The sequence below is a fragment of the Mesorhizobium sp. RIZ17 genome (assembly GCF_051127865.1).
Taxonomy (GTDB): domain Bacteria; phylum Pseudomonadota; class Alphaproteobacteria; order Rhizobiales; family Rhizobiaceae; genus Mesorhizobium; species Mesorhizobium humile.
In genome coordinates this window covers 5,200,366-5,213,888 of record NZ_CP147861.1, presented here as the reverse complement: position 1 = coordinate 5,213,888, position 13,523 = coordinate 5,200,366, and the positions used below count along the sequence as shown (strand labels likewise).

General features: G+C 57.9%; 9 protein-coding genes. 3 read left to right on the top strand and 6 right to left on the bottom strand.

Annotation, left to right across the window (positions count from 1 at the left end; all coding sequences use genetic code 11):
- Positions 1 to 431: 431 nt before the first annotated feature.
- Together WDX12_RS25275 and WDX12_RS25270 are read right to left on the bottom strand one after the other, a co-directional pair.
- Positions 432 to 1,382, bottom strand: coding sequence for a ParB/RepB/Spo0J family partition protein (locus tag WDX12_RS25275; protein WP_434722446.1), 951 nt, complete (start codon positions 1,380 to 1,382; stop codon positions 432 to 434).
- Positions 1,375 to 3,030, bottom strand: a complete 1,656-nt coding sequence (locus tag WDX12_RS25270; protein ID WP_434722445.1) for a DUF2130 domain-containing protein — start codon at positions 3,028 to 3,030, stop codon at positions 1,375 to 1,377. Before WDX12_RS25270 ends, WDX12_RS25275 begins: the two co-directional genes overlap by 8 nt.
- A gap of 130 nt (positions 3,031 to 3,160) precedes the next feature.
- Here WDX12_RS25270 and WDX12_RS25265 point away from each other — a divergent pair, with 130 nt between their 5' ends.
- Entirely contained in the window at positions 3,161 to 3,349 is a 189-nt protein-coding gene (locus WDX12_RS25265) for a YjzC family protein (protein WP_434722444.1), read from the top strand.
- 232 nt (positions 3,350 to 3,581) lie between these two features.
- Positions 3,582 to 4,463, top strand: a complete 882-nt coding sequence (locus WDX12_RS25260) for a restriction endonuclease (RefSeq protein ID WP_434722443.1) — start codon at positions 3,582 to 3,584, stop codon at positions 4,461 to 4,463.
- Positions 4,464 to 4,786: 323 nt separating this feature from the next.
- On the opposite strand, the gene WDX12_RS25255 is transcribed toward WDX12_RS25260, so the two are convergent.
- From WDX12_RS25255 to WDX12_RS25240, 4 genes are all read right to left on the bottom strand, one after another.
- Positions 4,787 to 6,127 (bottom strand): aspartate aminotransferase family protein, encoded by a 1,341-nt coding sequence (locus tag WDX12_RS25255; RefSeq protein WP_434722442.1) that lies wholly within the window; start codon positions 6,125 to 6,127, stop codon positions 4,787 to 4,789.
- Complete coding sequence (locus WDX12_RS25250; protein ID WP_434722441.1) at positions 6,124 to 7,782, bottom strand: N,N-dimethylformamidase beta subunit family domain-containing protein; 1,659 nt, start codon at positions 7,780 to 7,782, stop codon at positions 6,124 to 6,126. Before WDX12_RS25250 ends, WDX12_RS25255 begins: the two co-directional genes overlap by 4 nt.
- A gap of 185 nt (positions 7,783 to 7,967) precedes the next feature.
- A complete protein-coding gene (locus WDX12_RS25245) occupies positions 7,968 to 10,460 on the bottom strand; it encodes a CoA transferase (protein WP_434722440.1) in 2,493 nt (830 codons plus the stop codon).
- 144 nt (positions 10,461 to 10,604) lie between these two features.
- Complete coding sequence (locus WDX12_RS25240) at positions 10,605 to 11,594, bottom strand: GlxA family transcriptional regulator (protein ID WP_434722439.1); 990 nt, start codon at positions 11,592 to 11,594, stop codon at positions 10,605 to 10,607.
- 272 nt (positions 11,595 to 11,866) lie between these two features.
- Between WDX12_RS25240 and WDX12_RS25235 the strand changes: the two genes are divergently transcribed.
- Positions 11,867 to 13,426, top strand: a complete 1,560-nt coding sequence (locus WDX12_RS25235) for an ABC transporter substrate-binding protein (protein WP_434722438.1) — start codon at positions 11,867 to 11,869, stop codon at positions 13,424 to 13,426.
- Positions 13,427 to 13,523: the final 97 nt, after the last annotated feature.

Genomic DNA, 13,523 nt, shown 5'->3' with positions numbered 1-13,523 from the left:
CCGGGCGCTCCCGGCACTTCCGAGTGCATGACGTCAATCAAATTCCAACTGGCAGGATAAGACCAATCGGCGCCCACTCGATTCGGAAGGTCCGAATTGCTGACAGAAAGAAGAATTTGGGGATAGTCTCTATTGGGACGGGTGTCGAATGCAAATATTGGCCGAAGACAAACGATCGCTCCGGAACTGTTGCCGACCGCCGCAGCTATGGCTGGATCGAAGGGTGCACCTGGGTTGCGCGGTTCGATGCCTGAGAGCTTCAACTCACCGAACCGATGAAGGCCGCTGACATGCAAGAACCACGAATGGCGGTTCGCGATTGCCTCCCGAGCTCTCGCCATCCCCGCTGGTGACAATAGCTCCCGGTGTATGGCACTCAGCATATTTCTTGCTCCGGAAAGTCGTGATCATGGAAACAGGAAAGCCGTCAGCTAGGAGAGGGCCTTGCGCAGCGACTTGAGCATCGCCTCGGTGTCGTCGATCTTTTTCAGAATGTCAGGATCCCCCCTAAGCTCCTGCAACGTCGTCCAGGGAATGGACTTCATTGCCTCGACAACCGCTTCGAGATCACCAGAGAGGCCGCCCTTGGGCTTCTTCTCGGTTTGCGAACCAAGCCGAAGCATCGCCGACTCAAGGTCGCCGCCATCACTCAAAAAATGAGCCTTCGCTACAGGATCAGGCAGGATCGCCCGTAGCTTTCGAAGATCTTTGGAGTTGGTGATACGCTTTTGGTTGACCTTCTTGACCACCGCTTCAACCACACTGGGAGTGAGGAGCTTTTTGCTGACGCCCATCATTTCCCGCGCCCAGGTGATGGCTGCACTCGGATCGCGAAGGCTCGTGAACTTTTCAGAGACTTCAAATACGTCGACTAGCTTGTCGAGCTCCCGAACGGTAATTCCAAGGATATTGGCAGTGCTAGCGCGACCCATTAAATCGACCAACCGGTAGGCGACCATCTCCTTTTCCTTAGTGTCCCACTCCTTGCGCTGGCGGTGGATGTAAACCCAGACGCGCAGCCGGTCTTCCTCGCTTAACGTGCGGTCGGTGACCTCGATAGGGACCTGCCTGTATTCCTCTTTTCCCTGATCAACCAGCACGCGCGAATTCGTCCACCGCCGGTCACCGTCGATAATGCGGAATTTTTTCGGCAGATTGGGATGCGGCTCAACGAGCAGCGGCTCGAACAGACCGCCATTCGCCTCGATCTGGCGTTGCAGTTCCTCATCGAGCTTCGGCCCCATCCGGGGCTGCTTTTCGTTCGGCACAATGTCATCAATGTCGGCCTTGGTTCGATAGGTGCGGAGGACCGTTCGATCCAGCCGGCGCTCCTGCAGATTGACGATGTTATTGCCTACCTCGCGCGGGGCCGCGCTATGCATCGGATGTCTCCGCTTCATGGCTCGTTCCCAAGATAGCGTCGATCTCACTACGGAATTCGGCGCCGACTTTCTGCACCGAGCGGAGAAGTTCGCCCTGCTGCTTCCAGATACTCTGGTGCGCCTTCATTTCTTTTCTCTGCAAATCGAGTAGGTCGTCGGTCTGCGCGTCGATGCGCGAGAAGAACCCGCTGCAGCGTTCTGACGTGATATACGAGTACAGGGCCGCGGTCTTCTGCGCCTTGGCCTCGTTGCTCATCTTGAGCGTATGGGTATGGACAAGATGCTGCCGCACGATGTGCACCAACGCGACAACGCGGGACGGGCTGGCCAGAATTACGCCATCCTGAACATGGAGGTGCCGCACCCCTTGCGGAAACTTTCGCGTGGAGAGGATTGCGTGCTCGGCCTTGGCGGCCAACTGGTCGGTCGACAGCTTCGTCACAAAATCGTTGCGCCAGGCATTATGGTTTTTTGAATCGTAGATGATCTTGCCGCACTCGCGGCCATTGTGGATCACAGTGTGGATAATGTCGGCGCCGGGAAGTCCCCTGCCGACAGGCTCGAAAATATCACCGGTGAACTCACCCTTGAGGGCTTCGAGAAGAACGATCTCCGCGCCTTCGCCGAGTTCTTCGGCGGTTTTCTTATCGACCGTGCGCTGAAGTTCCTCGATCTTGGCGGAAAATTTCAGCTTCTCGTCGAACCACGATGACTTTTCGGCATTCACCGCGTCGGTCTTGGCGCGCTCCAGAGCCTCGCGCTGTTCCTGGAGGCGCTCAGCCAATACCGTTTCGTGGGATTTCTGCAGCGTCTGAATCTGCTCCTCGGCCGCAGCCGCCCTGGCGTCGGCGGCGGTCTTTGCCTGCTCCAGACCTGCTACTCTTTCCTGGGTGACCGACTCGGCGGCGACCTGAGCCTGCCGGCGGATGTCGGCTTCATTCGCAGCAGCATCCTCTTTCAGTTTTTCGATTGCAGCGGCGTAATCCCGTCCTTTCTGTTCCATAGTTTCCCGAAGGGATGAGATACCCGCCTCGGCGGCGATCCGGGCAGCATTTGCCGTTTCAACCTGGGACGTGAGAGCAAGTTCAGCTTGCTCGCGCTGGCGACGGAACTCCTCGAGCTGCGATTGAATGGCGGCTTCGGCTGCGGTCTTGGCCTCGGCGCGAATTTTTTCTTCGCTCGCGGCTGCTTCGGCTTTCACACTCTCGATCGCGTCTTCTGCCGCGACCTTGGCCGCTTCCGCCGTGGCGATCTGCTCGTTCAGGGCTTCAAGCGCCTGGCTGCTGGCGAGGGCCGCGCTCTCAAGCTGCTCTTGTGCCGCGGCCTCAGCGGCCTGGCGCGCTTCCGCGCGCGCGGCCGATATCCGCGCTTCCGCTTCCTGTTGCACCTGGCCCAGTGCCGCTGCGGCTTCCTGGCGGGTCTGTTCGACGGCAAGCGCCTTGTCTCGCTCGAATTGCTCCTGAAGACGCGATGCAAGCTCGGTCGCCTGTTCGCGCTGACGTAGCTCGATGCGCTCTTTGATCTCTTCAGCGTGGTCGTGAGGAATCGCCTGGTCGCACAGCGGACAGACGTCCTCGGCCAGCATGAGCTTGGGGGGAGCGGGCCGGGCGGACGACGGTTTCATAATATGGGAATGCGACGCGGGCATAAGGCTCTCCTCAGAAATTTTCTAGGTCCTATTTTCTCCTAATTGATCCCAGTGTCAATGGCTGCTATAGAGATTTCATGGGGCGTGAACACCATATGTTGTGGCCCTTAACCGATAAAGAGAACCTAATATGACAAAAACTTTCAAACCTGGGCAGACCGCCCCACGTTCCGGCCAGTATGGAATCCTAGGGACGCGCGGTGGAGACACCGGCAAAGAGCGGACCGTGACGCGCGGCGAAACGCTGCCGCCAACGCCGAAGTCGGGCCAGAGCTACAAACTCGTCGATCCGACGAAAAACAAGAGTGGCCGACCCTGAGTGTGAAAGTGCAAGAGGCGGTTATTGTCTGCCTCTTGCACCCTGCTTTTGGGCCGAACGCGGCCATACAATCGGACTTGATGAACCGTCCCTTGGTGCCAGAGGGAAACTTCGGGGCGATACGCGCACCTTGGTGGCGCTTTACGCGAAAGCTCCGCCGAAATTGAACGAATTTGCATCCGAGGTCGGTTCTGAATCAAACTGGCGGAGCAATTATTGGATAGGCGAATCGATGGCCGGCGAAATCAAGGCGGTGGATCTGAAACTCGTCCGCGATCTGTTCGGCGACGGCTACGTGATGGATTTCACTAACCGCACCTACCAAGAATTTTTCCGGGACGAAGTGGGCGTCGACATCTACGACGACGCCTATCTTATCGACAACGCTAACAGTAAGGGCAAGCGCCTCCGCGCATTCATGCAGAAGGCTCAGAAGGGCGCTATAGTGAAGGCGCTGAATGGCCTTTGGGAATATCGGATGGCTTATATCGCGGGAAACGAAGATAGCGTGCCCCGGAGCCGCGAGAGGTTGAGCGCACTGATCGAGCGACTGGGCGGTAGGCCTATCCCTGGCACAACCACGCAGTCTCCGGAGCCGAGAGCGCCGCTACGCGGCGGACCGGCCGAATCAACACAAGTCGATCTCGAGAACGAGTTCATGGGGCTGCATGGAATGGACGATGCAGCACAGGCGCGTGGCTACGCCTTTGAGAGTTTTCTGAAGCGCTGGTTCGATGCATGGGGGCTCGAACCACGTAAAGCCTTCAAGCTCAAAGGCGAACAGATCGACGGCAGCTTTCTGCACGGCAACACCGTCTATTTTCTCGAAGCGAAATGGCGCAATGCCCAAACTGGCGCTGGTGAACTCCGGTCGTTCCAAGAGTTGATCGGGCAACACTTCGAAGGCGCCCGTGGCCTCTTCGTTTCATATTCGGGATTCACCTCGGACGGCCTGCAAGCTTTCGTCGCCAGGCGCATCGTTATGATGGATGGCATGGACGTCGTCGAGGCGTTGCGTCGCCGGATTTCGCTCGAAAAGATCGTGGCCAAGAAGCTTCGCATCGCGATCGAAGAGCGGCGGCCGAACGTATCTGTGCGCGAGCTGTTCCCATGACGGATGCTCATGACCTAATTTGTCCAATAAGCACACGCAATTCGGGTTGAGGCGCGATCCAGAAAGTTCGAAAAGCTTCCAGGAACCCCAGTCGACGGCCAATTGTAGAACTGTCTGACGGCTGCTTTGGGACCGGAAGGCTGACCGGCCGTTATCGGCACATACTTGGCTGAAAGCGGACGGCCCGCCATGGTCGCGACGGGCACCCGGGCTATGTTCCGCCCCATCCGATGGACTTCGGAACGCGATAGGCGCGCGACCCCTGGGCAACTGTAGCCGCCTACGAATATCGCGAGTCATACGAGCGCAGTTGGCAAAAGCACTTACTGGCCATTTATGTCTGAGAGCGCGGCATCCACTGCGTCCCCTAGACGCTCTACAATCATCCGAATCTCTCGTTTGGAGACGACGTACGGTGGGGAGATAATTACATGATCGCCATTGAGGCCATCGGCCGTTCCAGTTGACGGGTACACGCAAAGCCCTCGCGCAAAAGCCTGATCTTTTACGCGCTCGTTGAGTTTCAGAGAACGTTCGAAAGGTGCCTTCGATACCCTGTCGGCAACGAATTCGATCGCTCTGAACAGGCCCCGGCCCCTAATGTCACCGACGTGGCGGTGGTTGCCGAAACGCTCGATCAGCAGTGCCTCGAGCTCGGCGCCCGCATCAACCACATTGGCCAGCAGATTGTCCTCGCGAATGATGCGCTGAACTTCAAGCGCGGCCGCGCAAGCGACTGGATGGCTTTGATATGTTTGGCCATGCACGAAGTTGCCCGAGCCGGTACGTAGCGCTTCTATTATCCTGCCGTTGACAAGAATGCCGCCGATGGGCTGATAGCCGCCACCGAGGCCCTTGGCAATGGCCTGGATGTCAGGCCAAACGCCCTCCTGCTCCCATGCGTGCAGCGTACCCGTGCGGCCCATGCCCGACATGACCTCATCGAGGATGAGCAATGCGCCGTATCTATCACAGACCTCCCGCACGGCCTTGAAGTAGCCTGGGACAGCAGCGACACAGCCGGTAGCAGCTCCAACCACCGTCTCTGCACAGAACGCTGTGACAGTTTCTGGTCCGAGACGTCTAAACTCGGCATCCAGTTCCTCTGCCAGCCGTTGGACGTACCGCTCATCGCCTTCGACAGCCGATTGATAGCGATAGGCGAAGCATGGTGAAACTCGGCTAAAGGCACCGCTCAAGATCGGCTCGTAGGGTGCGCGACGTGCCATATGCCCGCCCGTCGACAGTCCGCCCAGAGTCACGCCGTGATAGCTCTGCCGCCGGGCGATAACTCTGAACCGGCTTGGTTGCCCGATCTCAATAAAGTACTGCCGTGCTAGCTTTATTGCCGCTTCCATCGCTTCCGATCCGGAGCTAACAAAAAAGGCGTGCGTTAGACCGCCGGGCTCGTCTGCGAGGAGGAAATCGGCAAGGGCTTCCGCCGGCTCCGAGGTAAAGAATCCGGTATGGGCATAGGCCATCCTGCCCACCTGCCCGGCAACGGCGTCCGCCACGCGTTTGTTGCCGTGCCCCAAGCAGGCAACTGCTGCCCCGCCAGAGCCGTCGATCACCTGCCTGCCGTCATCGAGGTGCAGCCAGATCCCCTCGCCTGAAACCGCAATTGGCGGTCGGTCGTGAACCGTCCGCTGGATGATGCGGGTCATGATTGCTCGTCGCCTCTTTTTGTGAATCGCTGAAGTACGTTGCAGGTCAACTTCTCGACGAATGGGTCGCGTGCGATCAATCCTGCGACCCATTCGCAAGAGCCAGCATTGAAAATCGTCCCCTTGCCACGGTTGAAGCAGACAATCATACCGGAGCCTCGCTTAACTAGATCGAGGGCCTCGTCGTCTGTCTTGCGAAAGCGCTGATATGCAACGCCTTTGGCATCCTCCCCTCCCATAAAGAAAGTGGAGCCAGCATTGCCGTGATCAGCCTCGAATGTCGTGGCGACATTCATCGCCAATATCTCTAGGTCGACCGGGGCCCCGTCGCTCCCAGTGGCGAACGGCAGTCCATTCCTGATCGTGTAATCGCACCCGTCGACTTCATAGCCGAATACTTTCGAGGCTGCGCCCAGTTGGTCGCCATAATAGAGGTCAGTTCCTGCGAAAGCCCAATGTTCCGGACGATAGACGGTAAAGCCGCCTGAACCGCGCGGCACGCATCCCCCCCAGCCCGCATAGATGCCACCATGCCCGTAGATGCCGAAGGTCTGGGTCCCTGAACGATTGACCGCGACATCGTCCCACGCACTGGTAAGTAGATGTGCCCTGTCCGTTCCGCGAACGGGATCTTCGCGTTCGGCCCTTGATTTGTAGCAGACCTGACGGGTGCCATTTTCCTCGATGCGGATCTGCCAGGTAAAGTTGCCGGCAAACCGCGCGACGTTTCCGCCCTTTTCGACATAGGCCTCAAGATGGTCACGCATTTCGGCTGACCAGTATTCGTCATGGCCGACCAGAACGACGCACGCATATCCGCTTAGAAGATCGGGAGTCTTATGAAGATCGTGTTGGGTCGCGACATCGACGACGAAGCCATTCTGCTCCGCCCAACGGACGAAGTGCCGCTCATATGTGGCCCATCCCGCGGAAGCGTATTTCTTGCTGAAACCGTTGGCGTAGGCCCATTCCATGTGCGGGTAGCGAATTGCAGCACCGAGCTTTGGGGGCTCGGTGAGCGTAATGCGGGGAGCGCCTTCGGGCAGCCAGGCGAATCCGCGACTGAACGGGCGAAGTGTGCTTACGACCGGCGCAAACTGGTCCGCGTTCTCACCTTCAATCCCCTCATAGTGGTTGGAACCGCCCCAGTCATTATAGGCCATCCACGTGCCGGTACAGTTTAGAAGGAGCACCGCTTCGGGCGAAGATGGACTGATAGCCCTAACTGCAAAGGGGAAATGATGGTCGATACTCTCGCCAGACGCGTCATAAGCTCGAATGTGGAGGATGTAGCCTCCACTCTTCCACGCAGGCACCTCGAAAGAAATGGCAACGGGCCAACCACAACCACTCACCGAGCAATCCTTCGGCGTGCTGTGAAATGCGCCAGGGATATCCCTCTTCGCGTAGACTTCGCATGTCTGCGCGCCATCTCGATAAATGATTAGATCGTAGCGTACCCCCGTTGTATTGGCGTGGACATTGAGTGTCTCGCCGGGTGCATAGCTTAAACGGTCGGTGTAGCACCAGGCACCGAGTTGCGAGCGATCGAAGAGGGGGAGTTCGTGAAAGTTTTCGAATACCGAGTTTGGCCACAAAGAGTGGAGCGAAGTTCCCCTGCTCGGTGAACCGCTGCCGTGACGATGATTGCTCATGGGATTCCTCACTCCTGACGATGTCGCCCAATCTTTCCGATACCCACGACGAGTGGTTTGCCTTTTAGGCCGATCGTTTTGCGCGATCCGACTAAACCTCGTTCGATCGCGAAGACGGCCCACACGGCCGTCTTTGCCCAAATGCGATGACTTCTTGTGCGATGATTTCTGGAGACGCAGAGCTGCTATTCTGGAAGATAGTCCGCCGACCAACTGGTTGAGACGCGCCGTGAGCGGATCCATGCGTCCAACTCGTCGTCGCCGCGGCCGAGTTCTCTAAGAACGGCTTTCGTCGACGCCCCGTACTTTTCTGCCGGCGGATAGGTTGTGATGGCGGATTTCAGTGGCCTGATCGAACAGGGAGCAAACAGGTCAACCCAGCGCCGCCCCGAATCGATCGCATGCCGTTGAAATGCGTAGGTGCCTATGGCCCCCAATTCCATCCTGTTGCCATCAACCCTGTACCGGTCCCGCAATTCGGCAATCGAAGAAGGGACTACTGCCCCCAAGTCTAGCTCTTGCAAGATGCGCACCCAATGGTCTGCGGGCATCGTGCGGAAGACAGATTCCAGTTGCGGCTCATCTACCTCATTGCTGGGGAGGCCAAGCACATCAGACAGCTTCCGCAACTCACCATCATTCGCGGTGGCAAGGAAAAACCAGCGATCCTTTGCCCGATAGAACCTATAACCCGCCCGTGCGCCCAGTGCATCGCGCCCAGCAGGTTCGTTGAAAGCTTCGCGCCCCTGATAGTCATGCATGAAGGGTATCTGGATCAGTTGGCCAGCGGCCGCGAGCGAGGAGCGCGCACGTCGAACGATACCCCGATCGCGCTTCAGGAGAAGCGCGGCGCCGGCAGCGGCGGCGGCCAGAAAGCCGCCGAGGACATCGATCGTACCAAAATGCGCATGTTCTTCCGGGGTGTCGCGATCACCGCCAAACCGGATCATCACTCCCGTCATGGCTTGCACCGTGTCGTCGTATCCAAGGTGATCGCTCATGGGTCCGCGCACGGGGCCGCCAAAAGCATCAACCTGGCATAGGATGACATTCGGATTGATCTCCTTTAGAGCCGCCTCGTCGAGCCCGAGCCCGTCAACCTGTCGATCGACGGCGTTAATGGTGATCAGATCAGCCCAACGGATCAAATCATGCAGGATCTCGCGTCCTTCCGACGAACGGACGTCGGCCAAAACGCTCCGCTTGCCCCGTCCAGCCTGCATACCAAAGACTATGGTGTTCCATGGATCAAATGTCGGCTTAACCGGGTCCAGTTTCACGATGTCGGGGCCAAAGCGAGCCATGAAAGAAGCGATCGTCGGGCCCGCTATGACGTTGGTCATGTCGAGGATGTTCATCCCCTTGAGCCATAGTCGCTCCCGGCCGTCCGAGAGCGGGGCGCGACGAGGCAGCGTAGCGGGCCACCGCAAATCCACCGCAGACGCTGATTCTTTCTTGCAGGGCTCCTGGGTGGTTTTGCGAGCATCAGGATCACGAAGCCAGGCCATGGGACCTGGTGACAACATCGTTCCCAAAACAGGATCGTCACGCTCGACAATCAGGTCGGCTCGCAAAGCATGCTCGGTGTGTAGCCATTCCTGCGTGGTGCGATGCGCGCGGGCCGGCACTCGACCCTCGCCGAGCTTCTGCTCCCAGGCGAACGCTGTATCGGTAGCAAAAACCTCTGCGATCCTTCGGGAAACGATATCCGCCCAGTGCCGCGACAAGGGATAGTGGCCAAGGGCACAGTCGCTGGCCCATTCGCTCGTCGGTTTATACCAGTCGTCTTCTTCCGGGATGCCGAGCGCCTTCATTTCGTCCCACAGCCCAAGGACCTGCAGGCAGCGCTTGGCGTGATCCACGTGCGAGGCGCAAACTATGTAGATCATGCGCCCGTCTGAGCATCGATAGCTGCGGTAGAACGGATCAAGGAATTCCTGCAGCTCGGCGTAGGAAAGGTTGAAGGGCATACCTTTTTCCAGGCGCCTTTCGATCTCCTTCTCCCGAGGAGATTTGTAGCGCTCTGGGTAGTCCTGAACACGCTGCGAATTGTACGCCAGGCCCTCCATTAGAGCGGAAGCCAGTGGAACCTCGATGTGGTCACCCAAACCGCTGCTTCCGCGATCGTGGAGTGCGAAGAGCACCGCGTTCAACCCCAGAACGGATCCATACGCCGAGGCAAGGGTCAAGGGCGAGAAGCTTGGATCGATCCCCATCAAGACCCGATTGAGCCCCATATCGGTGAACTGGCCCGATGCCGCCGAGATGATGGCCTCGAAGGCACGCAAATTTGCCCGCTCATTGTCAGTCGATGCAAACCCTGGGAGTGAAAGATAAACCAGACCGGGATTGGCGCCGGCAAGCTCCACGTAGGAAAGACCGAGCCTATCCATGACACCAGGCCGGAAGTTTTCGATCAACACATCGGCTTTTTCCGCCAGAGCTTTTGCCTGAGCAACCCCGGCCGGGGTCTTCAGGTCGAGTTCGACGCACGTCTTGTTGCGTGAAAGGACCTGAGAGGCCGGATGCTGCCAACGAGGCCCACCCGGTGGAACCACGGTTACGACATCTGCCCCGAAATCGGCCAACATCATTGCCGCCGCCGGCCCGGCGACATAGTGCCCAAAATCAAGAACCCGATAGCCGGCGAGAGGTTTGGTGGCTGTGTTGGCGGACATGCTGAACTCCGGTTGCTTCAGGCCAAGCTACAGCGTTCATGGCGCCCCCAATTGGCAATGTCGGAAGATGGCTTTCCCGTTTACGCATTCGAAGATGGGCTCAGCAGGGTACAAGGCGCTTCGAAAATTTGTTGAGCGCACCCGTCACTTATCCAGCAGGTAGGCCGCCCCGCTATCGTCGCTCGGGCGACGTGCGAACTCTCGTCTATATGCGCGCGAGAAGTCCGCCGAAGATGAAAAACCACAACTTGATGCGACCTCCGAAATCGGCATCTCTGTTTGCCGGAGCAAGTCCTGGGCGCGTTGCAGTCGTAGTTTGCGGTGATACGCCTTAGGCGATACGCCTACATGCGCCTTGAATAGGCGCTGAATCTCGCGCTCGGACACGCCCTCAGAGTCGGCCATCTCGCCTACTTCGATGTTATCGTCGAGCCGCTTTTCAAGAAAATGAAGCAGACGCCGCAATCTTGGATTTCGCGCATTGAGCCGATCGGAGACGGGTATCCTCTGGGGGACTTCCGCCTGGCGCATTCGATTATAGATAAACTCGTCGGCAATACCCGAAGCAACCTTGCGGCTGACCTGCTCCGAAATCATCGCCAGCATCATGTCCATAGCGGCGGACGCTCCCGACGCTGAAAATCGCCTCCGATCAACCTCGAACAACCTGTCAGTAAGTTGAACCTGCGGAAACTCGCCGGCGAAGCTGTTCGCGTTCTCCCAGTGGATAGTCGCGCGATGCCCGTTCAACAGCCCTGCGCGCGCCAGAACATAGGCTCCGGTCTCGACAGCGCCAATCATCGAACCTCGCCGAGCCTGCCGCCTCAGCCAGGCCAGGATCGGAGGGGTTGTATAGAGATGCGGGTTAAAGCTGCTGCAGACGATGACGACGGGGCTAAACGGAAAATCGTCGATTGAGCCATTCACCTGCAGCATCAGTCCGTTGCTCGCGCGAACAGGCTTGCCGTTATGAGACACTGCTTTCCACGCATAGTGCTGACGACCAGCTACCCAATTCGCCTCTCGCAGCGGTTCGACTGTCGATGAGAACGCAATCATTGCGAACTGCTCAAGGAGTAGGATGGTCACTTGGTGCGGTTCGGCACCGTCGATCTGTGGAAAGGCAGAAGTCACTTTGGTCTCGCTCGTTTGCTCATTTGACGAGACTACATTCCGAAATTGTCAAGGCATGTCGCTCGGTGCGCCCCAGGTGTAGGCCGCGACAAACAGGTTCCTTCCGGCCCACACCCCGGCAAAGGAGGCGTCACTTTTTGTGAGATTGGCGACCGGAATCGCAAAACCTCCCTGTGCCTTTCGCTCATAGATTTGGAAGCGCTACCCGCAAACTGCGTGCAGGCGTGCACTTCGACATTGCACGCAGTCAACGAAGAAACAGGGGAAATCTCATGAGCAATGAAACCAGATTTGGGGTAGGTCCTTCCGTAAACCGCCGCGCTTTCCTGATTACAGCCGGCGCCGCAGGGGCCTTTGCCGTTACCGGAAGGCTGGCCGTTGCAGCGGAAAAGCCTGTCGCAGGAGGTCACTTGGTTGTCGGGCTCACCGGCGGGGCGAGCAGCGATAGCCTCGACCCCACTCTTTCCGCATCGCAGGTCGCCGGAACAATCGTCAAGCAGTTGCAGGATCATCTGATTTACGCAGCATCCGACGGTCGGGGCCTCGAACCGATGCTCGCCGAGAGTTGGGACCACTCTAAGGACCTCCTGACTTGGACCCTCAAACTCAGGAAAGGCGTCACGTTCCACAACGGCAAGTCGATGACGGCAAAAGATGTGGTCTACAGTTTGAACCGTCACCGAGGCCCAGATACAAAGTCCGGTGGTGCAGCCGGCATGAAGATCGTCTCCGACATCAAGTCAGCGAACGATCATGAGATCACCATAACGTTGAGTGAACCCAATATCGATTTCCCATACGTGCTGACCGACTATCACATCGTCGTACAGCCCGAAGGACTGCCTGGGAACTCCGGCATCGGGACCGGCGCTTATGCTCTTGCGGAATCCATTTTCGGCACAAGGTATTTGACCAAAAAATTCAAAGATTACTGGCGCCCCGACGTCGGCTTCGTGGACTCTATCGAAACCCTGGTTCTTAACGATGGGACTGCGCGGGTCTCGGCATTGCTCAACGGCAAGGTACATTTGATCAATACAATCGACCCAAAAGTCGTTGGACTTCTGAAGAGCTCCCAATCGGCTTCAATTGTTCCAACGCAGGGGCGCGGCCACTACAGCCTGGCGATGCGGTGCGATGCAGCTCCATATGACAATGCCGATTTGCGCATGGCGCTAAAACTGGCGATTGATCGGGAAGATTTGGTCAAGCGCATCATGCATGGCTACGGATCGATCGGAAATGATACTCCGATAAACAACACATATCCACTTGCCAGGGTCCTCGAGCAGAGGAAGTACGACCCGGAAGAGGCAGGCCGCCGCTACAAGAAATCGGGACATTCAGGACCGATCGAACTCTATGTCTCGGATGTGGCCTTCCCCGGCGCCGTGGATGCCGCAACGCTTTACCAACAACATGCAGCCAAAGCAGGCATCACCATCAATGTGATACGTTCGCCGGGGGACGGTTATTGGAGTGACGTCTGGAATAAGAAACCGTTCTGCGCCACCTACTGGGACGGACGCCCGACTCAGGATCTTGCCTTAGCGTTGGCATACAAATCCGATGCGCCCTGGAACGATACGGCTTGGAAGCGTCCCGCCTTCGATCAGCTTCTGGCGGAAGCCCGCAAGACCGACGACGAAACAACGCGCACTGCAAAGTACAAGCAAGCGAGCGAAATGATCCGGGACGATGGCGGGGCCATTATACCGATGTTCAATCAGTACCTCGATGGCGTCAGCAAAAGGGTCAAGGGCTACACGCCCGACGTCAACAATGAACTGATGAACGGGCGCTACTTCGAGAAAGTCTGGCTCGAAGGATAGCTTCGGCAGAGCGGCGGCACTCAGCACCTTAGCCGCCGCTCGCTGTCCTCTCGAAATGCAAGCTCCTTCGCCCAGTACCCGATCCCTTGATCTTCTC

Coding starts and splice junctions, on each gene's coding strand:
- WDX12_RS25250 (WP_434722441.1), bottom strand. CDS start 7,782: ATGAGCAATCATCGTCACGGCAGCGGTTCACCGAGCAGGGGAACTTCG.
- WDX12_RS25255 (WP_434722442.1), bottom strand. CDS start 6,127: ATGACCCGCATCATCCAGCGGACGGTTCACGACCGACCGCCAATTGCG.
- WDX12_RS25245 (WP_434722440.1), bottom strand. CDS start 10,460: ATGTCCGCCAACACAGCCACCAAACCTCTCGCCGGCTATCGGGTTCTT.
- WDX12_RS25275 (WP_434722446.1), bottom strand. CDS start 1,382: ATGCATAGCGCGGCCCCGCGCGAGGTAGGCAATAACATCGTCAATCTG.
- WDX12_RS25265 (WP_434722444.1), top strand. CDS start 3,161: ATGACAAAAACTTTCAAACCTGGGCAGACCGCCCCACGTTCCGGCCAG.
- WDX12_RS25235 (WP_434722438.1), top strand. CDS start 11,867: ATGAGCAATGAAACCAGATTTGGGGTAGGTCCTTCCGTAAACCGCCGC.
- WDX12_RS25260 (WP_434722443.1), top strand. CDS start 3,582: ATGGCCGGCGAAATCAAGGCGGTGGATCTGAAACTCGTCCGCGATCTG.
- WDX12_RS25270 (WP_434722445.1), bottom strand. CDS start 3,030: ATGCCCGCGTCGCATTCCCATATTATGAAACCGTCGTCCGCCCGGCCC.